At 65.8% G+C, this 22,402-nt stretch carries 22 protein-coding genes; 12 read left to right on the forward strand and 10 right to left on the reverse strand.

Features of this window, described 5'->3' with window-relative positions; all coding sequences use genetic code 11:
- Positions 1 to 141: 141 nt before the first annotated feature.
- From AC1AYX_RS01990 to AC1AYX_RS02005, 4 genes are all read left to right on the forward strand, one after another.
- The gene (locus AC1AYX_RS01990; RefSeq protein WP_476501917.1) at positions 142 to 1,704 is read left to right on the forward strand and encodes a UDP-N-acetylmuramoyl-L-alanyl-D-glutamate--2,6-diaminopimelate ligase; all 1,563 of its coding nucleotides are present in this window, start codon (positions 142 to 144) and stop codon (positions 1,702 to 1,704) included.
- Between the two features lie 138 nt (positions 1,705 to 1,842).
- Entirely contained in the window at positions 1,843 to 3,432 is a 1,590-nt protein-coding gene (locus tag AC1AYX_RS01995; protein ID WP_476501918.1) for a UDP-N-acetylmuramoyl-L-alanyl-D-glutamate--2,6-diaminopimelate ligase, read from the forward strand.
- Positions 3,433 to 3,438: 6 nt separating this feature from the next.
- Positions 3,439 to 4,683 carry a carboxylate--amine ligase gene (locus AC1AYX_RS02000; RefSeq protein ID WP_476501919.1) on the forward strand — a complete coding sequence of 415 codons (1,245 nt, stop codon included), beginning with the start codon at positions 3,439 to 3,441 and terminating at the stop codon, positions 4,681 to 4,683.
- Positions 4,680 to 5,426, forward strand: coding sequence for an aspartate/glutamate racemase family protein (locus AC1AYX_RS02005; RefSeq protein WP_476501920.1), 747 nt, complete (start codon positions 4,680 to 4,682; stop codon positions 5,424 to 5,426). The genes AC1AYX_RS02000 and AC1AYX_RS02005 overlap by 4 nt, the downstream gene beginning before the upstream one ends.
- Before the next feature lie 94 nt (positions 5,427 to 5,520).
- On the opposite strand, the gene smc is transcribed toward AC1AYX_RS02005, so the two are convergent.
- Positions 5,521 to 9,228, reverse strand: a complete 3,708-nt coding sequence (gene smc, locus AC1AYX_RS02010) for a chromosome segregation protein SMC (RefSeq protein ID WP_476501921.1) — start codon at positions 9,226 to 9,228, stop codon at positions 5,521 to 5,523.
- Positions 9,229 to 9,242: 14 nt separating this feature from the next.
- Entirely contained in the window at positions 9,243 to 10,826 is a 1,584-nt protein-coding gene (locus tag AC1AYX_RS02015) for a bifunctional folylpolyglutamate synthase/dihydrofolate synthase (RefSeq protein ID WP_476501922.1), read from the reverse strand.
- Positions 10,827 to 11,197: 371 nt separating this feature from the next.
- On the opposite strand from AC1AYX_RS02015, the gene AC1AYX_RS02020 reads away from it, so the two are divergent.
- Together AC1AYX_RS02020 and AC1AYX_RS02025 are read left to right on the forward strand one after the other, a co-directional pair.
- Positions 11,198 to 12,346 carry a hypothetical protein gene (locus tag AC1AYX_RS02020; RefSeq protein WP_476501923.1) on the forward strand — a complete coding sequence of 383 codons (1,149 nt, stop codon included), beginning with the start codon at positions 11,198 to 11,200 and terminating at the stop codon, positions 12,344 to 12,346.
- 43 nt (positions 12,347 to 12,389) lie between these two features.
- Positions 12,390 to 13,151, forward strand: a complete 762-nt coding sequence (locus AC1AYX_RS02025; protein WP_476501924.1) for a metallophosphoesterase family protein — start codon at positions 12,390 to 12,392, stop codon at positions 13,149 to 13,151.
- Positions 13,152 to 13,182: 31 nt separating this feature from the next.
- Here AC1AYX_RS02025 and AC1AYX_RS02030 read toward each other — a convergent pair whose 3' ends face one another.
- Positions 13,183 to 14,013 carry a nitrilase-related carbon-nitrogen hydrolase gene (locus AC1AYX_RS02030; protein ID WP_476501925.1) on the reverse strand — a complete coding sequence of 277 codons (831 nt, stop codon included), beginning with the start codon at positions 14,011 to 14,013 and terminating at the stop codon, positions 13,183 to 13,185.
- A 198-nt stretch (positions 14,014 to 14,211) separates the two neighbouring features.
- On the opposite strand from AC1AYX_RS02030, the gene AC1AYX_RS02035 reads away from it, so the two are divergent.
- A complete protein-coding gene (locus AC1AYX_RS02035) occupies positions 14,212 to 15,060 on the forward strand; it encodes an aldo/keto reductase (RefSeq protein WP_476502033.1) in 849 nt (282 codons plus the stop codon).
- Positions 15,061 to 15,112: 52 nt separating this feature from the next.
- Entirely contained in the window at positions 15,113 to 17,263 is a 2,151-nt protein-coding gene (locus tag AC1AYX_RS02040) for an SWIM zinc finger family protein (protein WP_476501926.1), read from the forward strand.
- Positions 17,264 to 17,290: 27 nt separating this feature from the next.
- Here AC1AYX_RS02040 and AC1AYX_RS02045 read toward each other — a convergent pair whose 3' ends face one another.
- The 3 genes from AC1AYX_RS02045 to AC1AYX_RS02055 form a co-directional block, all read right to left on the reverse strand.
- Positions 17,291 to 17,557, reverse strand: a complete 267-nt coding sequence (locus AC1AYX_RS02045) for a hypothetical protein (RefSeq protein ID WP_476501927.1) — start codon at positions 17,555 to 17,557, stop codon at positions 17,291 to 17,293.
- Positions 17,558 to 17,737: 180 nt separating this feature from the next.
- On the reverse strand, positions 17,738 to 18,004 hold the full coding sequence (locus tag AC1AYX_RS02050) for a hypothetical protein (protein WP_476501928.1): 267 nt from the start codon (positions 18,002 to 18,004) through the stop codon (positions 17,738 to 17,740).
- A complete protein-coding gene (locus tag AC1AYX_RS02055; RefSeq protein WP_476501929.1) occupies positions 18,001 to 18,603 on the reverse strand; it encodes a hypothetical protein in 603 nt (200 codons plus the stop codon). The genes AC1AYX_RS02050 and AC1AYX_RS02055 overlap by 4 nt, the downstream gene beginning before the upstream one ends.
- Positions 18,604 to 18,909: 306 nt before the next feature.
- Here AC1AYX_RS02055 and AC1AYX_RS02060 point away from each other — a divergent pair, with 306 nt between their 5' ends.
- On the forward strand, positions 18,910 to 19,287 hold the full coding sequence (locus AC1AYX_RS02060; protein ID WP_476501930.1) for a type II toxin-antitoxin system HicB family antitoxin: 378 nt from the start codon (positions 18,910 to 18,912) through the stop codon (positions 19,285 to 19,287).
- A 57-nt stretch (positions 19,288 to 19,344) separates the two neighbouring features.
- On the opposite strand, the gene AC1AYX_RS02065 is transcribed toward AC1AYX_RS02060, so the two are convergent.
- On the reverse strand, positions 19,345 to 19,668 hold the full coding sequence (locus AC1AYX_RS02065) for a hypothetical protein (RefSeq protein ID WP_476501931.1): 324 nt from the start codon (positions 19,666 to 19,668) through the stop codon (positions 19,345 to 19,347).
- Between the two features lie 3 nt (positions 19,669 to 19,671).
- The gene (locus AC1AYX_RS02070) at positions 19,672 to 20,163 is read right to left on the reverse strand and encodes a Panacea domain-containing protein (protein WP_034527677.1); all 492 of its coding nucleotides are present in this window, start codon (positions 20,161 to 20,163) and stop codon (positions 19,672 to 19,674) included.
- A gap of 336 nt (positions 20,164 to 20,499) precedes the next feature.
- On the opposite strand from AC1AYX_RS02070, the gene AC1AYX_RS02075 reads away from it, so the two are divergent.
- Both AC1AYX_RS02075 and AC1AYX_RS02080 read left to right on the forward strand, forming a co-directional pair.
- The gene (locus AC1AYX_RS02075; protein ID WP_156963160.1) at positions 20,500 to 20,664 is read left to right on the forward strand and encodes a hypothetical protein; all 165 of its coding nucleotides are present in this window, start codon (positions 20,500 to 20,502) and stop codon (positions 20,662 to 20,664) included.
- A complete protein-coding gene (locus tag AC1AYX_RS02080) occupies positions 20,654 to 20,860 on the forward strand; it encodes a hypothetical protein (RefSeq protein WP_476501932.1) in 207 nt (68 codons plus the stop codon). Before AC1AYX_RS02075 ends, AC1AYX_RS02080 begins: the two co-directional genes overlap by 11 nt.
- A 54-nt stretch (positions 20,861 to 20,914) precedes the next feature.
- On the opposite strand, the gene AC1AYX_RS02085 is transcribed toward AC1AYX_RS02080, so the two are convergent.
- Both AC1AYX_RS02085 and AC1AYX_RS02090 read right to left on the reverse strand, forming a co-directional pair.
- Entirely contained in the window at positions 20,915 to 21,478 is a 564-nt protein-coding gene (locus AC1AYX_RS02085) for an N-acetyltransferase family protein (RefSeq protein WP_476501933.1), read from the reverse strand.
- Positions 21,456 to 21,629, reverse strand: coding sequence for a hypothetical protein (locus tag AC1AYX_RS02090; protein WP_476501934.1), 174 nt, complete (start codon positions 21,627 to 21,629; stop codon positions 21,456 to 21,458). Before AC1AYX_RS02090 ends, AC1AYX_RS02085 begins: the two co-directional genes overlap by 23 nt.
- A 535-nt stretch (positions 21,630 to 22,164) precedes the next feature.
- On the opposite strand from AC1AYX_RS02090, the gene AC1AYX_RS02095 reads away from it, so the two are divergent.
- On the forward strand, positions 22,165 to 22,374 hold the full coding sequence (locus AC1AYX_RS02095; protein ID WP_476501935.1) for a helix-turn-helix transcriptional regulator: 210 nt from the start codon (positions 22,165 to 22,167) through the stop codon (positions 22,372 to 22,374).
- Positions 22,375 to 22,402: the final 28 nt, after the last annotated feature.

Raw genomic sequence — 22,402 nt, forward strand, 5'->3', positions numbered from 1 at the left:
CGTCGCCCACAGTGGAGCCGTCCGGACGGGAATCCCGCGGGGACGGCCCGTACACGACCGCGCACACGACCGGACGCACGACGACATACGACCGATACGAACGGGCGGGCCCGGGGCCCGCCGCGAAAGGAAGCGACACCGATGGCCCTGACCCTGAACTCCGCCGCGACGCTGCTCGAACGCCACCATCTGCTGCGCGAGGTGATCCACGGCGGACATTGGTCGAGGACGGCCGCGACGCTGCCCCACGCCGACGAGCCGTTCGCCTCGATCACCTACGACACCCGCGAGATCGCGCCCGGGGCGATGCTCGTGTGCAAGGGGCGCTTCCGCCCCGAATTCCTCGACGGCTGCGACGCCAAGGGGCTCGCCGCCTACGTGGCCGAGACCGACATGTCCGCCCGCACCGCCGCGCCCGGCCTGATCGTCGACGACGCGCGCAAGGCGCTGAGCCTGCTCGCCGCGGAATTCTACGGCCGCCCGCAGGACGAGCTCACCCTGATCGGCATCACCGGCACCAAGGGCAAGACCACCACCGCCTATTTCACGCAGGCCGTGCTCAACGCGCGTTCCGGCGGCCGCTGCGCCCTGTTCTCCTCGGTGGACAACTGCCTCGACGGCCGCACCTACGTCGAATCGGATCTGACGACGCCGGAGTCGCTCGACGCGTTCCGCATGATGCGCGAGGCGGCCGACAACGGCATGAGGTACCTCGTCATGGAGGTCAGCTCGCAGGCGTACAAGGTGAACCGCGTCTACGGACTCACCTTCGACGTCGGCGCGTTCCTCAACATCTCCCCCGACCACATCAGCGACATCGAGCACCCCTCGCTCGAGGACTATCTGCGCTGCAAGCGCCTCATCGTGGACAACAGCCGCGCGCTGGTGCTCAACGCGCGGACCGACCACGCCGACCTGCTGCGCGAGGACGCGGCCGCCGCCGGCGTGCCCGTGACGGATTTCGCGCTGCTGGACGCCGCGCCCGCCGGGAACGACGCGCCCGCCGCGGCCGTCGCGTGGCCGACGGACGGCGGCCACGACGCCTACGCGATGCGTCTCGATGGACGCGACCTCGGCGGATACCGGCTGGCGCTCGCCGGCGATTTCAACTACGAGAACGCGCTGGCCGCCGTGGCCATCGCCCACGCCGCCGGCGTGACGGCCGACGAGGCCGGCGCGCTGCACGCGATGGAGGCCACGCGCGTGTCCGGCCGCATGGAACGCTTCCGCGACGAGGCGAGCGGCACCGACGTCATCGTCGACTACGCGCACAACCACGTGTCCGTCACGGCGCTGCTCGACTTCGTCGACGCGCGCTACGCCGGCCGCAATCCCATCATCACGCTGGTGGCCGGAGCCGCGGGAGACAAGGCGCTCGACCGCCGCCGGGAGATCGTCGAGGCGGCGCAGGACCGCATCGCCCGATTCGTGTTCACCGCGGAGGACACCGACACCGAACCCTACGAGGACATCTGCCGCGACATGCGCTCCCACGTGACGAACCCGCACGTCGCCACGACCACGATCATCGACCGCGTCGCCGCCATCGCCGACGCGCTGGACGAGGCCCGCGCGCACCCGGAGCGCACGGACGTGGTGCTCGTCATCGGCAAGGGCGACGAACGCTGGATCAAGGACCGCAACAGGCACGTGCCGTACGAGGGCGACGACCGGGTGGTCGAACGGCTGCTGGTGTCGCGGTGATACGCCGGCGGCACGGCCGTCCCGCGCCCGCCGTGCCCGTCCCCCAAGGCCATCGCACGGCGGGCGGCGGTGGAGTAGTATCGTGCGGTGACGCCGGGGAGACCCCGCGTCGCCACACGATACTAGGGAGAGAGCCATATGCCCACCACGACTTCGCCGTTGAGCCTCGCCGCCGCGGCCAAGCTGCTGGATAACCATCATCTGCTTCGTGAGATCGTCGCCGGGGACCGTTGGACGATGGACGCCTCGACGCTGCCCGGCGCCGACGATCCGATCCCGTCCATCACCTACGACACCCGCGAGGTGACGGACGGCACGCTGCTGTTCGTCAAGGGACGGTTCAAACCCGAATTCCTTGACGGCATCGACGGGCGCGGTCTCGGCGCCTACGTGGCCGAGACCCCCTACACGGACCGCACGAAGGCACCGGGCCTCATCGTCGAGGACGTGCACAAGGCGATGAGCCTGCTCTCGGCCGAGTTCTACGGCCGTCCGCAGGACGAGCTCACCCTGATCGGCATCACCGGCACCAAGGGCAAGACCACCACCGACTACTTCACGCACGCGATCCTCAACGAGTACTCGCACGGCCACGCGGCGATGATGAGCTCGCTCACCTGCTGCCTCGACGGGCATACGTGGACGCCGTCCAAGCTCACGACGCCCGAATCGCTCGACGCGTTCCGCATGATGCGCGAGGCCGCCGACGCCGGCATGGAGTACATGGTGATGGAAGTCAGCTCCCAGGCGTACAAGGTGAACCGCGTCTACGGACTCACCTTCGACGTCGGCGCCTTCCTCAACATCTCCCCCGACCACATCAGCCCGATCGAACACCCCACGTTCGAGGACTACCTCTACTGCAAGCGCCGCATCATCGCGAACTCGCGCACGCTCGTGCTCGGCGCCGACTGCGACCACGCCGACCTGCTGCGCGAGGACGCGCGACGCGCCGGCGTGACGGTCACGACGTTCGCGCTCGACGACCCGGCGACCGGACACACGACGCCCGCCGACGTGACGATCGCCGTGGACCCGTCGCGCAAGACCGGCATCCGCGTGACGTGCGGCGGCACGACCGTCGCGCTCGAGCTCGACATGCTTGGCGAATTCAACTTCCTCAACGCGGGCACCGCGATGACGCTGGCGATGAAGGCCGGCGTGCCGTTCGACGACCCGGCGATGCGCGCCGTCGAACGCGTGCAGGTGCCGGGACGCATGGAACGCTTCACCGAAGGCGAGAACCTGCACGTGTACGTGGACTACGCGCACAACTACATCTCCACCAAGTCGGTCGTCGATGAGGTGCTGCGCGTGTACGGCGAACGGGACCCGCGCATCACGCTCGTCGCCGGATCGACCGGCGGCAAGGCCATCGACCGCCGCGAGGGCATCGTCAAGGGCGCGCTGGGACGCGCCAAGTCGTTCATCCTCACCACCGACGATCCGAACTTCGAGGACCCGCGCGCGATCGCCGAGGAGATGGCCTCCCACGTGACCGACCCGGACGCGACGGCGAAGGTGATCGTCGACCGCGAGCAGGCGATCGGGACGGCCATCGACGAGGCCCGCGCCGACGCGCGCGAGCACGGGAGGCTTAACATCGTGCTCGTCATCGGCAAGGGCCACGAGACGCGCAACATCATCGACGGCAGGCCGGTGGCGTGGCCGGGCGACGCGAACGTCGTGCGGCGCGCGCTCGAACGGCATGCGCAGGGAGTAAGGTGAGCAACCATGACCCGATTCCAACCGATTCTGCTTGGCAGCGACATCAACGTGTACGGCATGGCCCGCGCGTTCCACGAGGAGTACGGCATCGTCTCCGACGCGTACGCGTACTTCCAGCTGAGCCCCACCAAGTTCAGCAAGATCGTCAACGTGCACATCGTGCCCGACTTCGACAACTTCGTGACGTTCCGCGACTTCATGCTCGACCTCGGCCGGCGCATGAAGGCCGAGGACCCGGACCGCGCGCTGCTGCTCATCCCCTGCGGCGACGTGTACGCGAACCTGCTGAGCCAGTGCGGCGACGACCTGAGGAAGTACTTCGTCTACAACACGCTCGACATCCGCCTGTCGCGCGAGCTCGCCTACAAGGCCACGTTCTACAAGCTGTGCGAAAAGTACGACCTGCCGCATCCGAAGACGAAGACCGTGACCGCCGAGGACGTGAGGCTCGGCGCGTACAAGGACCTGCCGTTCTCCTACCCGGTGGCCATGAAGCCCGCCAACTCGGTCGAATGGCTCGACATCGACTTCGAGGGCCGCCGTAAGGCGTACATCTTCGAGCGCCCCGAGGAGCTGGACGTGATGATCCGCCGCGCCTACGACGCCGGCTACAAGTCCGAGATGATCATCCAGGACTTCATCCCCGGCGACGACTCGCGCATGCGCGTGCTCAACGCCTACGTGGACCACCACCACCGCGTGCGCATGATGTTCCTCGGCCACCCGCTGCTCGAGGACCCCTCCCCCGTGGCCGCCGGCAACTACGCGGCCATCATCCCCGACTTCAACCAAGGCGTGTTCGACCGCATCAAGGCGTTCCTGGAGAGCATCGGCTACGAGGGCGTCGCGAACTTCGACATGAAGTACGACGAGCGCGACGGCGAGTACAAGCTGTTCGAGATCAACCTGCGCCAGGGCCGCTCCAGCTACTTCGTCACGCTCAACGGCTTCAACCTGGCGAAGTACTTCGTCGACGACCTCGTCGAGGACACGCCGTTCGACGGGAACACCGTGTTCGGCCGCGGCTCGAAGCTGTGGCTGGAGATCCCGCGTTCGATCTTCACCGACTACGTCGCCGAAGGCGAGGACAAGGCGCGCGGCATGGCGATGATGAAGGCCGGCGACTGGGGCACCACGCTCGAGTACTCGAAGGACATGAACCCGCTGCGCTGGCTGATGATCCGCCACATGTTCTCGATCTACAAGAAGAGCTACGCCAAGTACTTCCGACAGAAGGGCGCATTGAAGTGAGAAGACCGTTCTTCGCCGTGCTGGGAGGCATGGGATCGCTGGCCACGGAAAGCTACGTGCGTCTCGTCAACGAGGGCACGCACGCGCATTGCGACCAGGAGTACCTCGACTACGTCGTGTTCAACGACGCCGCCGTGCCGGACCGCACCGCGTTCATCACCGGCCAGTCTGGCGACGACCCGTTCCCGGTGATCGCCGACGACATCGAGAAGGCGACCGCGATGGGCGCGAGCTTCATCGTGCTCACCTGCAACACGGCGCACTATTTCTACGACCATTTCCAGGCGCTCACCCCTGTGCCGATCCTGCACATGCCGCGCGGGGCGGTCGCGCGCCTCGCCGAACTGTACCCGCATGCGCCTTCGGGCACGTGCGAGCGCGTCGGCTTCCTCGGCACGCTCGGCTCGCGCGCCGCGGGCGTGTACCGTCAGGCCGTCGAGGAGGCGGGCTACGAGTTCGTCGAACCGGACGACGCGCTGCAGGACCGCATCACGTCGCTCATCTACGACGACGTGAAGGGCGACGGCGGATTGAACCTGGAACGCTACGAGTCGGTGCTGCGCGACATGCTCGACCCGTCCGGACCGGTGCGCGCCGACGCGCTGATCCTCGGCTGCACCGAGCTGAGCGTGCTGAACGAGGCGTTCCCAATGCCCCAGCTGCCGCTCGTGGACGCGCAGGCCGTGCTCGTGGACGATACAATCGTCCGCGCCAAGGCGTTGCGCGAGTCACGCAAGGCGTGAGCCGATCGGCTCTTCCGGCGGCATGACGAAGCCCCCTTCCATCCCGTAGCGGGTGGAAGGGGGCTTCCGCGTCTTCGTGTCTTCGTGTCTTCGCTCAGTCGGCGATGGCGAGGCCGCCGTCGAGCTTCTGGCTCACCACGGCGGTGACGCCGTCGGCACGCATCGTCACGCCGTAGAGCGCGTCCGCGATCGACATCGTACGCTGCTGGTGGGTGATGACGATGAGCTGGGCGTGCTCGCGCAGATCGTCCAACGCGTCGAGCAGACGTGTGAGGTTCACGTCGTCCAGCGCGGCCTCGACCTCGTCCATCACATAGAACGGGCTGGGACGCGCGGTGAAGATCGCGAACAGCAGGGCCAGCGCGGTCAGCGAACGTTCGCCGCCGGACAGGAGGCTCAGCTGTTTGACGCGTTTGCCGGCGGGGCTCGCCTCGACGATCACGCCGGTCGAAAGCGGGTCGTCGGGGTGTTCGAGCCGCAGACGACCGGTGCCGCCGGGGAACAGAGTCGCGAAGACCTGTTCGAACGCCTTGGCGGTGTCGTCGAACGCGGTGAGGAACACGTCGACCATCGTCGCGTCGAGGTCGTGGATGAGCCGCATGAGGTCGTCGCGCGAACGGGCCACGTCGTCGCGCTGCCCGTTGAGGTACTTATTGCGCTCCTCCAACGCCTCATACTCCTCGGTGGCGAGCGGGTTCACCTTGCCGAGTTTGGCGAGGTCGCGCTTCGCCTTGTCGAGACGCCGCTCCTGCTCCTCGCGCACGTACGGCGTGGTGCGGATGGCGGCGGGAGCGCCGTCGGCGGCGGTATCGGCGGCGGTCGCATCGGTCTCGGTCGCATCGGTGGTATCGGTCGCGTCGGTATCGGCGGTCTCGACGGGAATCGGACGGCCGTGCTCGTCGAGCACCGGCACCGGCCGGTCCGGACCGTACCCCATGACGAGCTCCTCGACCGTCATGCCGAGTTCGTCGCCCGTCTTGCGTTCGATCTGCGCGTATTCGCCCGCGTAGCGCTCGCGGTCCACGTCGAGCGCATGCTCGCGTTCCGCCAGTCCGCCGACCTTTGGTTCGAGCCCGTTGCGGCGTTCACGCAGTTCGCGCAGCTCCTCGTTGCGTCCCGCCGCCGCGGCCCGAAGCGCGTCGCGCTCGGCGACGACCTTCGCGATCGCCTGCTCCGCCTTCGACGCCGCCGCGCCGGCCTTCCGCGCGAGCGTCCGGGCGTGCGCGGCGCGTTCGCGACGTTCCGCGGCGAGCCTGTCGAGCCGTTCGCGGCGTTCGCGCGCCGCCTGCGCCTGCGTGTGCAGGAGCATCGTCTGACGTTGCAGCGATTCGGCCTTGCGTTTCGTCTCCGTCCATGCGATCTTCGCGGCGACCTCCCGGTCGCGGGCCGTGGCGAGCGCCGTCTCGAGCTCCCGCGCGCGTTCGGCGAGCCCGTCGGCGTCCTGCCGTCCCGCGTCGTCCGCCGTTTCCGCGTCGAGCGCGGCAGCGAGGTCGGCGAGACGGGTGCGGTGGCCCTCCTGCTCCTCGCGCGCGGCGGCGAGCCGTTCGTCGAGTCGTGCGATCTCACGCGTGACGCCGTCGAGACGCGATCGGACATCGCGCGTCTCACGTTGCGCCTGTTCGGCTTTGAGCCGCTGTTCGGTGCGTCGTCGGGTCTCGGCGTCGACGTTCGCCGACGCCTGCGCGAGTGCGGTGCGCGCCTGCGATACCTTGGGCTCCAGCTGTTCGAGCCGTGCGGCGAGTTCCTTCGCGCGGCGCAGCGCCTTATCGCGGCGGGCGGCCAGCGACAGGTCGCTTTGCGCGGAGCCCGCGCCGCCCGCCGCGGCGACGCCGGCGACCAGCACGTCGCCGGCGCGCGTCACGGCGCGGGTCGCCTCGCCTGCGGCGACGATGCGTTGCGCGTCCTCGAGCCGGTCGGCCGTGGCCGTGTCGGCGAGCAGGGCGCGCACCGCGGCGACGACGCGGGCGGCGAGCGCCGGATCCGCGGCATGGGGGTTCGCGGCGACGAGCGAGGCGAGCGTGGGCGTACCGGCGACCGCGTCGCCTTCCTCGGTGTCGCCTTCTGTGGCATCGGCCGATGCTCCCGCAGTATCCGGGATGTCGCATCCCGCGTTGATGACCGCGGCTTTGCCGATGCGGCGTTCGCGGGCGGCGCGCAACGCGGCGAGCATGGCCGTGTCGTCGGGGACGATGAGCGCGCCCGCATACCCGTCGAGCGCATGGGCGACCGCCTCCTCCCATCCGTCGGCGACGTGGATGAGGTCGGCGAGACGCCCGAGCACGGTCACGTCCGGATCGGATTCGAGCGAACCGGCGTCGCCACGTGACTCGAGCGTATCCTTCAGCGCCTCGGATTTGGCGTCGAGCGAGATGATCGCGGACTGGAGGTCACGCTGTTCGGCGAGCAGCGCGTCGAGGGCGCCGCGACGTTCGTCGAGCGCGGCACGCGCCTCGTCCAACGCGACGTTCCCGTCGTCGCCGCCGGTTCCGGTCTGCTCGCGCAGGCGAGCGAGCCGCGTGCGCGCGTCATATTGCTGGGCGAGCAGGGATTCGCGTTGCGCCGCGAGGTCCTTGCCTCGTCCCTCCCCCAGTTCGACGGCGGCCTCCTCGCGCGCGATGAGCTCGCGCATCCGTGCGGCGCGCGCGTCGCGTTCTCGTGAGGCGCGGTCGACTTCGGCGATCGTACGTCGCATGCCGGCGAGTCGCCGCTCGTCGGCGGCGCGCGTCTCGGTTGCCTGTTCGAGCGCGAGCCGCGCATCCTGTTCCGCGTCCCGCGCTTCGGCGGCCTGACGGTCGAGTTCCGCGGCGCGATGGTCGAGGATGTCGGGATCCTCGCCGCGTTCCGGCGCGACGGCCGCGGACAGCGCACGGCCACGTTCGTCGGCGAGCGCGGCGAGCGAACCGAAGCGTTCCTTGAGCTGCGTGAGCTCATGCCAGGACCGGTCGAGCCGTTCGATGGCGGGGTCGGCTTCGCCGGCCTGCGCCTCCACCTGTTCGATGCGCACTTTGACCTGTGCGAGTTCGCGGCGCATGGCGTTGAGGTCGCCGCGGACGGCCGTCAGCTCCTCGTGCGCCCGGTCGCGTCGTCGCATCGCCTTGACCGCGTCCTCGGCGTAGAGACGTGACTGGGCGTCGCGCAGCGTGACCTTGATCGCGTCGGCGCGGCGGGAGACGCGGGCCTGGCGGCCGAGCGGCCCGAGCTGGCGGTGGATCTCGCCGAGCAGGTCGTCGAGCCGGCGCAGGTTCGCGTCCGTGTTGGCGAGTTTGCGCAGCGCGCGCTCCTTGCGTTTGCGGTGTTTGAGGACGCCGGCCGCCTCCTCGATGAACGCGCGGTGCCCGGCCGGGTCGGCCCTCAGGATCTGGTCGAGACGCCCCTGGCCGACGATCACGTGCATCTGCTGGCCGAGGCCGGTGTCGCTCAACAGCTCCTGGATGTCGAGCAGACGGCATGGCGAGCCGTTGATCGCGTATTCGGAGCCGCCGTTGCGGAAGATCGTGCGCGAGATCGTGACTTCCGTGTAGTCGATGTCGAGCGCGTGGTCGGTGTTGTCGATGGTGAGGCTCACCTGCGCGCGGCCGAGCGCCGGACGGGAGGACGTGCCCGCGAAGATCACGTCCTCCATCGACGTGCCGCGCAGGTTGCGCGCGCCCTGCTCGCCCATCACCCAGGTGAGCGCGTCGACGATGTTCGATTTGCCGGAGCCGTTCGGTCCGACCACGGCGGTGATGCCGGGCTCGAAGCGCAACGTGGTCGCCGAGGCGAACGATTTGAAGCCGCGCAGCGTCAGTTCCTTGAGATACACCCCTTGGTCGTCCTTTACTCGGCCTTGTCGGCGGCGTTCGTGGCGGTGTCGGCGTTCGCGTTCGTGTCGGCGGAGGACCGCTCCTCGCCGCCGAACAGACCGCCGAGCACGTCGTCGCCGTCGTCCTCGTCGGAGTCGGAGCCGGTCTTGCCGGCGTCGCCGTCGTCCGGCTCGACGACGGGCTGGTGGATGCTCATCGCCTTCCTCATGATCGGGCTCGCATGCTCTTCGAGCATCTCACGGGCGTCGCCGGCGGTGACGAAGCTGCCGCAGATGAGCACGCCGTGGCCGTAGCCGACGCCGAGCTCGTCGGCCTCGTCGACCATGTTGACGGCGGTCTGGATCGCGTCCGGCAGTTCCGGCTCCTTGACGACGCGGTCGCGGCCGAACACCTCGACGGCGATCTTCTCCAGGTCGTCGGCGGACATGACGCGGTCGCGCCACGAGTTCTCGGTGACGACCACCTGGCTCAGGACCGGTTCGAGCACGCCGAGATACTCCTCGACCTGCTTGTCCTCCATCATGGCGACCACGCCGACCAGCTGCTCGAAGTGGTAGTTCTCCTCGATGGCGGCGCGCAGGGATTCGGCGGCGTTCACGTTGTGGCCGCCGTCCACGATGATCGTCGGCGAGGTGCGGATCTGCTCGATACGGCCCGGGATTTTCACGCTGGAGAGCGCCTCGGCGACGATGTCGCCGTCCAACGCGCCGGAGACGGGAATCACGGCCTCGCAGGCGGCGAGCGCGGAGAGCGCGTTGTGCGCCTGATGTTCGCCGAACTTGGCGATCGGGACCTCGGTGTACGTGCCGAGCGGCGTGGACAGGGTGGCGACCTGCCCGCCGACGGCGGGCATGCGGTTGACGACCTCCATCTCGTAGCCGTCGCGCACGAGCTTCGCATGGTTGCGTTCGGCGGCCGCCTCGATGATCGGCATGACCTCCTCCTCATGCGGCTGGGGGCCGATGACGGCGGTGCAGCCGGGCTTGATGATGCCGGCCTTCTCGGTGGCGATCTCCTCCACGGTGTCGCCCAGCCACTTCATGTGGTCCATGTCGACCGGTCCGATGATCGCCGCGTCCGCGTCGAGCACATTGGTCGCATCCCAGGCTCCGCCCATGCCGACCTCGACGATGGCCACGTCCACGGGCGCGTCGGCGAACTTCCAGATGGCCATGGCGGTGAGCACCTCGAAGAAGCTCATGCGCGGCTTGCCCTGCTCCTCCATCTTGCGGTCGACGAGCGCGACGAGGTCCTTGATCTGGTCCCACGCGTCGATGAAGTCGTCGTCGGAGAGCTGCTGGCCGTCGATGGCGATGCGCTCGTTGATCTTCTCCAGATGCGGCGACGTGTACAGGCCGGTGCGCATGCCATAGGCGCGGCAGATGGCCTCGGCCATGCGTGCGGTGGACCCCTTGCCGTTGGTGCCGGTCACATGGATCACGCGGAACGACTCCTCCGGGTGCCCCAGCACGTCGAGCATCAGGTTCATGCGGTCCAGGTCGAGATTCGTGGTGTTATGCTCCGGCGGACGGCTCATGATGTCCAGCTCGACGTCCTGGATGGTCTCGTTGTTCCTGTTCGGATGCTCGAATGACATGGTTCCTGTGCTCCTGCTTGTTCTTCTGTGCCGTCTATATGGCCTCACATGCCCAAACCCCACAATGATAGCCGACCCCCTGCCGTCATGCGCCCTCCGTTCGCCGCCCGCTCATCGTAGGTGCGCCCTTCCCCTTCCGCGTCGCTTCCCCTCCGCGTCGTTTCCATACCAACGGCGTCGCATGCACACCATCCGCTGGCCGGAAACGACGCCGGGAGAGCTCTCAGCGTCGGAACTGTGCCAAGTGTGGCGCGGAAACGACGCTAAAGAACCCTCCACCGTCGTTTCCATGCCAAGGATGGCACGCAACCGATGCTCAATCCCCTCCTAGCGTCACCGTTCCGCCACCCATGGCACGGAACCGACGCAAGATGGAAACCTCCCGCAGCCCGGCGCCATCACCGTTATCCACATCGGGCACCTTGTGCGCGAATCGGCTTGATTCCGCCGATTCCTGTAACGGGCACGCCGAAAGAGGGGGGCTCCGACCACAAGGGGCGCTCGGCACCCTCCGCGGAGTGCGAATCGGCTACGGTCGAACCATGAGAACGCATAGAACGGTGACGAAGCTGATGGCGGACGCCCAGCGTGCAGGCAGATGCGCGTATTCCCGCAATACGGCCGAGCAGGCGGCGTTGCGCAGGCGCGCGAAAGCCGGAGATTTCACATGCGTCTATCCGGGAATTCCGTCGCTGTACGCCGAGACCGTTTATTGGAACGGGCTGAATCCTCCGGAACGCACGATGCACATCGCCCGCACGCTCGCACAAGCCCATCGCACATGGGTATTCGGAGGACTCGTCGCCGCAGTGGCCTACGGATTCGAACATCAATGGTGTCTGCACGACGGTTCCGTGACGATCGCCACATCGAATCATGGCACGCACCGTCCCGACCGTCATCTGAAACGCGTCTATGTGCCGAAGACGGCGGCGGCGCGGATCGAACACGAGGAAACGGGATTGTTCCTGTTGCCGCCCGCCATGACGTTGCTCGATTGCGCCGGCTCACATGAATTCCGTTTCTCATTGCCGTTCTTCGACTCGGCGTTCGCCAAGGGAATCACCGCCGAGGACGTGCTCGACGCGATCGGCCGGATGCACGCCGATCCACGCTCGGCCCTGCGTCTGCTGCGTCACGTGAACGCGAAAAGCGAGAACGGCGGGGAATCATTGGCCCGTGGCACGATGATCGAGGAACGGTTCCTCACGCCGCGTCTTCAGGTGCCGGTGAGGGACCCGCAGACCGGAGCGGAGTACCGCGCCGATTTCGTGTGGACGCTGACGGATGGCGCGACGGTCGTCGGCGAATATGACGGCACCCGCAAATACATCGATCCCGACATGACCGATAATCGAAGCATCCAGGAGATCGTAGCGAACGAACGCCGCCGGGATGAGGCCTTGAAGCGTGCAGGCGCACGCGAAATCGTCCATTTCAACTACGACGACGTCATGCGGAGGACGCCGTTGACGATGAAACTGCTCAAAGCCGGCATTCCCCGCCGGGACGCCCCATGACCGGTATCGGTACCATAATCCATTCCGAGGAAGGAACACGTATATGAGGTATTTCACCACCGACACGCATTTCGGGCATCCGCTAGTGAGCGTGCTGCGCGGATTCACGACATTCGACCCCGGTCGCGAACGCTATGCGGCGCTGCTCGCCGACCAGGGGCGCAAAGCCGCCGAGGATTGGGCGAAGGGCGTCGTGCTCGACGATTCGCGGCTCAGCTTCCGCACCGCGGCCGACACGGACGCGCATGACGAGACCGTCGTCGCGAACATCAACCGGCTGGTCGGCGAGGATGATGAGCTGTGGATTCTCGGCGACATCGGATTCCGCACATCCGTCAATCATCTCAAGGACTGTCTGAGGCGGCTGCGCTGCCGGCATCTGCACGCGGTGATTGGCAACCATGACGACTGGTGGCTGGACGATCGTCCCGCCCGCAACCTGTTCGCCTCGATCGAACCGAACGGCACGGTCGGTCTCATCGGTCTCGACGCCGCACGGCCGGACGCGGTCCAGACCGTGAACCTGTCGCATTTCCCGTACCGCGAGGATCTCGCCTACGGTTGGCCGGACGACGCCGTGCGGTTCCACGACAAGGCGCTGCCGTTCGACGGCCGTCGTCTGCTCTACGGCCACACGCACCAGCTCTCGCCCGAAGGCGCCCGCCCGGAAGCGCTCAACGTGGGCCTCGACGCGTGGAATCTCGAACCGGTGAGCGAGACCAGCATCGCCGACTGGTTCCACGGGCGTGCCGGCGACGATCCGCGCGCCGCAATGCTCGACATGCCATCGGATGGAAGATTCTGAATGGTCGGATGCCGGTCGCGGAACCGCGAGCCTAAGCCAGCGCGGGATCGGCGAAACGGCGGTTGGCGAGGACCGGGAGCGTCCGGCGGGCGGCGGCGAGCGCGTCACGACGCAGTCCGGCGGTGATGAGCGCCGGTTGCGGGCCCGCCGCCGCGACGACCTCGCCGAGCGGGTCGATGATGCGGCTCAATCCGATGGTCCTCGCTCCCGTCGCACTGCAGGCGAGCACATAGCAGGTGTTCTCCAACGCGCGTGCGGCGGCCATGATCTCCCAATGGCGTTCCTTGCGCGGGCCGCGCACCCATGCGGCCGAGACCGCGATCGCGTCGGCACCGCGCACGGCCAGCGAGCGCGCCGTCTCGGGGAACCGCAGGTCGTAGCAGGTCATCACGCCGATGCGCCATCCGTCGATGTCCACGATCGGCGGGAGCGCATCGCCCGGCTCGACCGTATCGGATTCGCGTTCCGCGAACGCGTCGTACAGATGGAGTTTGCGGTAGGTCGCAGCGATTTCGCCATCCCTGATGACGACGAACACGTTGGACACCCGTCGGGCGGTCGCACCCGCCGCGTCCAGGGCGTCCGCCGGCACATGCACGGTGCCCATCAGCGTGATGCCATACCGCTCGCCGATATGACGCAATCCTGTGACGAACGGACCGTCCAACGGCTGCGCCATGCGCGCCGTATACGAGGGATCCCCGTCGTCGCGCGCAATCAGTCCTTCCGGCAGAAGCAGCACCCGCGCGCCGTTCTCCGCACCCTGCCGCGCATACCCCTCGATGGTCTCAAGGTTCGCGGCCGGTTCTTTCGCCACCGTGAACTGAGCGACACCGACCTTCAGCACGTCATTCCCATGCATTTCGACATCCATATCGCCATTATCCGCCGCCGCTCATCCGAATGTCCGGTTCCTCTCGAGACCCACGTCACATGGTTTCGGCGTGTCGCGAATCCGGGATCGGGGACGGGCGGAACGCGCGTAGAGTTGGTGGGGATGCGGCGGATCCGCCCGCACCATATGACCATATGTCCAATGAAGGGAACCATCATGGCAACACTGCTCGACCCTCCCGCCATCCCCGTGCGCCGCGCGCATGACGGGCTGGAACTGCCGGCCATCGGCTTCGGCACGTACAAGGTGAACGGCTTCGCCGGCGTGGAGGCGATCAAGTCGGCGCTCGAGGTCGGCTACCGTCTCATCGATTCGGCGTTCAACTACGAGAACGAGGGCGTGGTCGGCAAGGCGATCCGCGAATCCGACGTGCCCCGCGAGGACATCATCGTCGCCTCGAAGCTGCCCGGCCGCCACCACCAGTACGACCAGGCGCGCGCGACCATCGAGGAGTCGGTGGCGCGCATGGGCCTCGACTACATCGACCTGTATCTCATCCACTGGCCGAACCCGTCGCAGGGCCAGTTCGTGGAGGCGTGGCAGGCGCTGGTCGACGCGCAGCAGCAGGGTATCGTCAGGCATATCGGCGTGAGCAACTTCCTGCCCGGCCACATCGACCTGCTCATCCGCGCCACCGGCGTGACGCCCGCGGTCAACCAGGTGGAGCTGCACCCGTTCTTCCAGCAGAACGAGCAGCGCGCCTACGACGACGCGCACGGCATCATCACCGAGGCGTGGAGCCCGCTGGGACGCGCCAACCAGATGCTCAAGGATCCGACGATCACGCGCATCGCCGCCAAGCACGGTGTCTCCCCCGTCGCCGCGATCCTGCGCTGGCATATCCAGCTGGGCGACGTGGCGATCCCGAAGTCGATGCACCGCGAACGCCAGCGCGCGAACCTCGACCTGACCGGATTCACGCTCGACGAGCAGGACATGCGCGACATCGCCGCGATGGACAATCCGGAGGGCTACACGTTCGGCCAGAACCCGCACTGGCACGAGGAAGCCTGACCGGTTCCGTGACCGGACCCCGGCATACGGGTTTCGCGGCTACACTCGAGGTATGAGTCTTCCCGCGAAACCCGCGCTATACGAGTTCGAGTCCATGTTCGACGACGCGCCATGGATACTCGAACGCGCCTATGACTATTGGCAGGATGGCCGCGTGGAACGGATCGAGAGCATCGCGCCCTCGTTGTTCCACGCGCAGGTCGCCGGCAGCGAAGACGGTCCCTACGATGTCGATGTCCGCATCGACGATGCCGGCGACGTCATGTCGGCCGCATGCACCTGCCCGTATCACCTGACCCCATACTGCAAGCATGTGGGCGCGACGCTCTACGAGCTGCGCCGGCGCTGGGCCGACGGACACGGTGATGCGGCGCCCGACGCGTCCGATACGTCCGAATCGTCCGGCGGACGCCGCCGCCGGGTGCCGTCCTATGTGCTCGACGGCGTGCTGAAGCGCATCGACGAGGAGAAACGCGATTCCGACGGCCGCAACGTGCTGTTCTTCTGGTCGAACACATGCATCGAATACGCGGATCATCTGACGCGCGAGGGCTCGTCCGGACCGCTGATTCCCACCCGTGAGGCGGGTCGAATGATGCTCGGTCCCATGGACGCCTACCACCGGCGGCACGGCATCCATCATCAGGGCGACGGCATCCCCCTCGACGACATGGACGGCGGGCTTCTGCCGCCAGACGCCCTCGACGACCCCCTCGACCATCCCCACGGGGATGACGATATGCCACGGCCCGATGATCCGACGCTCGCCGAAGCCCTCTCCGGTTTCCACACGGTCGTCGACAACGCGCTCCATTCCACGGATTGGGAACACGCCTGCCTGAACCTGGCCATCAGCGCCTCGGCGCTGGCCGCGTTCACGAACTCCGTCGAGGATGAGCGGCACGAGCTATGCAACGAGAACGACCTGCTGTCCAGCGAGATCCGCTGTTACATGGAGAACGTCGCCCGCTACGCCGACTCGGCGACGGCGAGCATCGCGCTGGGCGAGATCGCGAAGGCCGCATACGAGCCTGAACTCCAGTTCTATGACCCCGTCAACGCGGCCATGCTGCTGGCGTCCGCCACCGCGTTCGCCCGTCACGGCGACAAGACGATGTGGGCGTACGACGTCGTCGATACCGCGCTCGAACGGTTCGGCGAGCACCATGACGCCGACCTGCCGCATGAGGCGTTGGTCGCTTCACGCCGCGTGCTGCGCCGCTACATGCTCATGGTCGCCTACGATATACGCCGCCTCGCCGGAGACGACGAGGGATGCGCCACGCTTTGGCGTGAGCATCCCGATATGGCTCCACTCACGCTGATGCGCGTCGTCACGTTGCTCGACGACCGCCGGTTCCGCGAGGCGCGTGAGACGGTCGAAGCGTTCCTCGCCACGGTGACGGACCGATTCCAGGCCGATGCGTTCATCACGCGCAATGGGCTGCTGCCGGGGCTGCTGCCACACGGCTGGCGCACGTTGCTGGAATGTTGCGCGGAAGGTACGGACGACGCGGCACGGCTCGCCGACCTGTACCGCGACTACATCATCACAGGCAATGACAAAAGGGACGCCGCATACGTGAACCGTCTGCGACGGCTGCTGTCCACGGAACGTCCCGGCGGCGCGGACGATGCCGGTGACGCGCGATGGCATGACGAGGCCCGGCGTCTCGCCCGCCGTTGCGCCCGCGACATCGCCGAACGCATCACGTCGCGGCCCGAGATGACGACGGTCGACGACGGGTACAGGGTCGCCAGGCGCAGCAGCTGGCGCAATCCCGCATATGAGAAGCTCATCGTGGACGAACGTCTGACCGACGACGCGCTCACCTACTGCGTGACCATCGCCTATCCCCCGCTGCCGTTGCTGAAGACGATGGCGATCGGGCACCCGGACAAGGCGCGCGAGACGATTCTGGAGGCGATGCCGCAGGGCGCGTTGTCCGAGGACGACGTCATGCGGCTGCTCCATGCCGATGCCGCGGATCCGTCCCGGCCGTCGGGCGCGGTGCGCGCGCCGCGAGCGGGCATGGTGCGGTTGAGCGCCACCCGTGCCGTCTACCGGCAGATCGCGAAACAGCTGCGCCGCTACGCCGACGTGTTCGACGACGCCTCGGCACGGCTCGTCGCCGATCTCATCATCCGCAGGTATCCGAACCGTCCCGCATTGCGCGAGGAACTCGCCTTCATCCGAGGATGACGCCGGACCGATGAATCGGTGCTTGGATTATTCGGGGACGGGGCCCAACCTGTCGAGGAATCCGCGGTCGCAAAGCATTTCGCTTTCGTCCGTCGTGCAGTATCGGACCCTGCCGGTTTCCATGTCCACGAAGAATGCTTGGGGCAGTCCCAATACCATGCCCGGTTCGTAGTCGGCCGGGACGGTGTAGAAGATGAGCTCGCCGTCATGCACGCCGGCGGGTTCCTCCAAGCTAAGGCCTTCGGCCTGCGCGGCCCGTGAGGCTTCCTCGCGTAACTCGCTGAACGGCTTCATTCATTCCCTCCATCAGTCCCGACACGATGCCCTTGTCCAATTCAAGGCTATCAATCCCTGTCAGAACCGGAGCGGAGACGATCATGACAAGATAATCATGGTTCTTCCCCACCGAGGATAATCGGGGGAATGGAGATAGGGCCTGCCGGTAATGGGATTGTGGGCGTCAGATTGTGGGTGTCAGCTATGTTGGAGCTGGCTGGCGATGAGGGGCGCGTACTCCTCCATGTCCTCTGGTTGTATGCAGTCTCTGATCTGCTCGACGAGGTCGTGGGGAATCGTGAGGTTTTCGTCTTCGGTGGCGTCGAACAGCCATTTGAGGGCTTCGTAGCCTTCGCCGGCGTCGATGGTCACATCCGCGATGAGCAGTTGTCTGTCGGTCATGACAGGGGCGACCAGTAGGCGGAGTTGCCGGGCCAGTTGTGCGGCTCTGTCGTCCAGTGTCATGACCATGCTCCTTGTCTGGCGGGGTAGGAGGTGATCACCCTCCATTTGTCGATCTTCCATACGAGTTCCACGACCACGTCGACGCCTTCGATGTTGCGGACGTGGAATTTCTTGTTGGATCGGGGCCCTACGATTGCTTCGCGTGGTGCGGTGACGGTTTCCTTTACCGCCCAGCGTATCTTCTTCTCGTCCCAGGTTTCGGGGAATCGTGTCTTGCCGGTGACGGATCGGGCCCGTGTGCATGTTTTTCCAAGTGGATTGCCGGGTGGTAATGGTTTGGTCGTCGTCTCAGCTGGCCTCCATGCTGCAGTGGCATTTGCCTTGGCCCACCGCATCGTGTCGTCCATGTTTTTGAGGCTCAGCCACAGGTCATCCACCGCCAATCCGGCGCAGGATTGCCCGTTCCTGAGCTGCGTGTAGTTCAGACCGTTGTAGTCGTTGCCGTTGAAGCCGCAGACCATGCGGTAGAACATATGGTCGGGGTCGTAGACGTCATCGGTCGCGTAGTCTTCGAACGCATCCGTACGCGTCCGCGTAGGCCTTGCATACGGCGTTGTAGTAGTCACCCCCTGACTGACATCGTGCGCGTAGTCACGCATGACTGCGGCTGTTCAATAGGAAGTGGAAGTGGGCCGTGGAACCAAAAGAAACACTTTTTTCTTTACTTAACTCTGAGTTGATGAGGCCGATGGATGGCCTCCTTAGACCTAGATAGATGACTCACGGACACGGTTTAGTCAATATCACTTGACTTGAAAAGTGCATAGTTATGAACTACACATGTGGAGTGGAAAAGCTCACGAAGCGAGCCTACAAGCCCATCAAGGACAACGACCTCGAAGACGCCTGGGCCAAAAGCGGCAATCATAGCAAAGGCATCCTGCACTGCATCCGAAGGAACAGAAATGAGCGAACCCGTCAATACCACCGCCATCTGCCGGCGCGTGAACGGCTGGTGGGCCGTCGAAGTCCCCGAGATCCCCGGCCTGTTCACCCAGGCGCGCCGCCTCGACCAGGTCGAGGCCATGGTGCGCGACGCCGCCGACATGCTCGGCGTCAAGGTCGGCGACGTCGCCATCGACCCGCAGCTCGACGAGGCCACGCAGCGCATGGTCGACGACCTGTTCGCCAAGCGCGAGGCCGCCCGCAAGGCGCAGGAGGAGGCGTCACGCCTCGCCCGCAGCACCGTCGCCACCCTGCGCGGCGAAGGATTGACCGTGCGCGACGTCGCCACCGTCACCGGCGTCAGTCCCCAACGCGTCAGTGCCCTGCAGGACGCCTGACCAAGGCGAACGACGAGACCGCTCCCGGCTGCTCATCGGCGAGCGCCGGGGTGGTTCCTATTTCGAATTGCGGCCGAATAGGAAGCCGAGTGCGGTAGTGGCGATCAGCTTGAATACGTCGATTGCGCTGGAGATGGTTTCATGCCCGTATCTGGAGCCTGTCCATGTGAATTGCACGCCGGTGAAGATCGCGACCATGAGGAGGCAGAAGGCGACGATGATGAAGGCCGTGCTGTTCTTGAAGTTCTCGACTTCCCAGTTGTGCTTGTCTTTGGGGTTGATGGGTTCCGTTTTGATGTTGTCGTCTGCGTCGGTGGATTCATATCCCTCCGGAGGCAGATCGACGGATGCGTCGAGGGGAATGTCTTCGTTCTGATTCATGTTTCAGATTCCCAGCTCTTCGTCGAATGTGTGGTCTTCGGCCATTGCGGTGTTGCTGATGAATGGTTTCTCGGCGGCTATGGCTTGCGACCATGCGGAACCGTTGCGGTGGGTCATGCGGGAAAGCTCTACGGCGCTTCTCCCTCCCAATGTCAGCCATACGAGGTTCAGCGCCTTGCGGAACGGTTCGCTGCTGGACTCGTCCACCGCGGTGGCGTTGCCTAGCGCATCTTGTGCGTATCGCGTGATCGGCTTGCCTCCGAAGCCTTTGAATTCGTCGTATACGCTACGGCATACGGGGCCGTAGCGCCATGGCTGGAAGGACTCGGTGAGCAGTCTCTTGCCCGTGTTTCTCTGGTACAGGCAGGTGACGTAGAAGAGGAGCTTCTGGAGCTTCATGGGGGTCACCTGAACATCATCGCGGAAGGCGCGACGGAGGATGCTGTTGGCGACCGTAGTCGGTGTTATGCCGGTTCCGACGATTTTCTCGGCCATCATTCCTCCTTTGCCGTCCATTCAACTCTTCGGCGTGGAGACGACGGCGTGTCGTCGTTGTCCCGACTTGCATATCTTTATTATCTATGTTAATATAGTTATGTCGGCACGGAAGACCGACGCCACAACTCAAGAGCGAAAGGAGGAAGCGGGATGAGCAACGACTTCATTCTCGCCGTCGCGGCCATCGGGGCCGTGATCGTCGAAGCCGCCAAACTGGCGTTCGACATCATCAAATGGCGCGACGAACGCGACAAGCCCAAGAAGTGACAGACCGAAGTCCCGGATAGGCCTAGAATCCGGGGCTTCGGCCCCACAATCATCCCGCAAACCACCATGAAACGCAAGACACAGGGCATCGGCGGACTCGCGTTCGCCATCATCGCGGCCGCCTGCGCCGTGGGCGGCATACAGCCGTGGATCACCGCGCTGTTCGCGGTCGCGGCCGGCCTCGACTGTCTTCATCTCGGATTTGACAACGGAGGCCGCGATGACCACTGAATACCTCGGCGTCACCGACGTGGCGAGACGACTCGGCATCAGTACCGCCGCGGTCTCCGCCTACAAGCTGCCCGAACCGGACGCGACCATCGGCCGCACGCGCGGATGGCTGCCCGAGACGATCGACGAATGGAACCGGAACCGCCCCGGCCGCGGCGTCGGCGGCGGACGGCCGCGCAAACATCCCAAAGAATAAGCGAAAACGGCCCCGGCGCCCGCATCTGCGAGCGCCGGGGCGGTCATGTCCGGATTATCGCGTTTCGTTCTCGTCAAGCATGACGGGTGAATAGAGATAGAGCCTGTCGGTGGCGGACGGTTTGAATGTTTTCGACCAGATGTGGTATTCGGCGTCGTTCTCGTCGATGCCCTCGTCCTCGAAGCCGGCGTCGGTGAACAGGTGGATGCTGGCTGTGTTGTGTGGGTCGATTTGTGTGAGCACGTATGGTTCGCGTCCGTGACGGGCGGCGTCGTTTGCCATCCAGCGCAGTGCGCCGTCCAGCAGGTAACAGCCCAGATGCCGTCCTCGCTCGCTCAGGGCGGTGGCGATGAATGAGATGGCGTAGCCGCTGGATTCCGGGGCTGCGGGGTCGTAGCCGAATTCGCAGAATCCGACAATCGGCCCCACGTGGGTCTCGTCGCCATACTGGAGGACCATGCGGTACATGCCGGGTTCGTCCGCGAGATGGAGGCCGCGGATATACCTCTGCACGTCCATCGCGTACTCGGGCGCGCCCGGCTCGCAGCAGACGAAACGTCGCAGGGCGAGCTGGTCGTCGGAGTCGCACAGGCGGCTAGTGACGATCGCTATTCTCAACCTGTTCGGCTTTCTTCATGGCGCGTGTACGGCGGTTCAGCATCGCGCGGTGCAGCTTCATCCATTTCGCATCCACCGCATTGCGGGGCTTTCCGTCGGCGGGCGGCGTGTACACCGGGATGGGCTTCACGCCGGCATCGGTCATGGTCATGGCCGCCTCCTTTCGATTGCGTTCGGCGTAATCTGAACAGCTTACGCGACATCACGGGATGTCGCAAACGTCATATCTCCGATTCTCGCGAAACCGTGGACAGGGTAGGCGGCAGGGCGCGGCGGCCTTCGGCGTGTCGTTGCTGTCTCGGCTTGCATATCTTATATAGATGTTCTATAATAGAATCGTCAACGGAACACGGGAAAGGAGGTGAACATGGATAGCTTCTGGAATGCAATCAACGCAATCGGCAACTTCCTCATCGGAATCGGCACGATAACCATCGGCATCGCCGCCTACTTCGATTCAAGGAAGAACGACAAAAAGTAAAAGGCCGGTCCCGGATTCCTCACCTATCCGGGGCCTCGGCCCATTCCAGAATAATCCATGAACGCCATGAACACGAAATACATAATCCCCCTGTCATGCGGCATCGTCTCGCTCGCGCTCGGAGCGACGGGGCATGCCCTCCCCGCCGGAGTATTCGGCCTGTGCGGCGTCATCATCGCACTGGCCGCACAGAAGCGGAGTCACGATGACGACTAGACGGTATCTCAGCATCGCCGAGGTCGCCGAACGCATCGGCGTGAAGAACGCGAGCGCCGCCGGCTACAGGCTGCCCGAGCCGGACGCGCTGGTAGGCCGCACGCGCGGATGGCTGCCCGAGACGATCGACGAGTGGAACCGGAACCGCCCCGGCCGCGGGGTCGGCGGCGGACGGCCGCGCAAGCACCCCAAGGAATAGACGAAACCTCCCCGGTGCCCGCATCGGC

Source organism: Bifidobacterium sp. LH_419 (genome assembly GCF_056356955.1).

Excerpts from the sequence above, each read along its gene's own strand:
- AC1AYX_RS01990 (WP_476501917.1), top strand. The coding sequence starts at position 142 with ATGGCCCTGACCCTGAACTCCGCCGCGACGCTGCTCGAACGCCACCAT.
- AC1AYX_RS01995 (WP_476501918.1), top strand. The coding sequence starts at position 1,843 with ATGCCCACCACGACTTCGCCGTTGAGCCTCGCCGCCGCGGCCAAGCTG.
- AC1AYX_RS02000 (WP_476501919.1), top strand. The coding sequence starts at position 3,439 with ATGACCCGATTCCAACCGATTCTGCTTGGCAGCGACATCAACGTGTAC.
- AC1AYX_RS02015 (WP_476501922.1), bottom strand. The coding sequence starts at position 10,826 with ATGTCATTCGAGCATCCGAACAGGAACAACGAGACCATCCAGGACGTC.
- AC1AYX_RS02020 (WP_476501923.1), top strand. The coding sequence starts at position 11,198 with ATGGAAACCTCCCGCAGCCCGGCGCCATCACCGTTATCCACATCGGGC.
- AC1AYX_RS02025 (WP_476501924.1), top strand. The coding sequence starts at position 12,390 with ATGAGGTATTTCACCACCGACACGCATTTCGGGCATCCGCTAGTGAGC.
- AC1AYX_RS02030 (WP_476501925.1), bottom strand. The coding sequence starts at position 14,013 with ATGCATGGGAATGACGTGCTGAAGGTCGGTGTCGCTCAGTTCACGGTG.
- AC1AYX_RS02040 (WP_476501926.1), top strand. The coding sequence starts at position 15,113 with ATGAGTCTTCCCGCGAAACCCGCGCTATACGAGTTCGAGTCCATGTTC.
- AC1AYX_RS02045 (WP_476501927.1), bottom strand. The coding sequence starts at position 17,557 with ATGAAGCCGTTCAGCGAGTTACGCGAGGAAGCCTCACGGGCCGCGCAG.
- AC1AYX_RS02050 (WP_476501928.1), bottom strand. The coding sequence starts at position 18,004 with ATGACACTGGACGACAGAGCCGCACAACTGGCCCGGCAACTCCGCCTA.
- AC1AYX_RS02055 (WP_476501929.1), bottom strand. The coding sequence starts at position 18,603 with ATGCGTGACTACGCGCACGATGTCAGTCAGGGGGTGACTACTACAACG.
- AC1AYX_RS02060 (WP_476501930.1), top strand. The coding sequence starts at position 18,910 with ATGAGCGAACCCGTCAATACCACCGCCATCTGCCGGCGCGTGAACGGC.
- AC1AYX_RS02065 (WP_476501931.1), bottom strand. The coding sequence starts at position 19,668 with ATGAATCAGAACGAAGACATTCCCCTCGACGCATCCGTCGATCTGCCT.
- AC1AYX_RS02070 (WP_034527677.1), bottom strand. The coding sequence starts at position 20,163 with ATGGCCGAGAAAATCGTCGGAACCGGCATAACACCGACTACGGTCGCC.
- AC1AYX_RS02075 (WP_156963160.1), top strand. The coding sequence starts at position 20,500 with ATGAAACGCAAGACACAGGGCATCGGCGGACTCGCGTTCGCCATCATC.
- AC1AYX_RS02080 (WP_476501932.1), top strand. The coding sequence starts at position 20,654 with ATGACCACTGAATACCTCGGCGTCACCGACGTGGCGAGACGACTCGGC.
- AC1AYX_RS02090 (WP_476501934.1), bottom strand. The coding sequence starts at position 21,629 with ATGACCATGACCGATGCCGGCGTGAAGCCCATCCCGGTGTACACGCCG.
- AC1AYX_RS02095 (WP_476501935.1), top strand. The coding sequence starts at position 22,165 with ATGACGACTAGACGGTATCTCAGCATCGCCGAGGTCGCCGAACGCATC.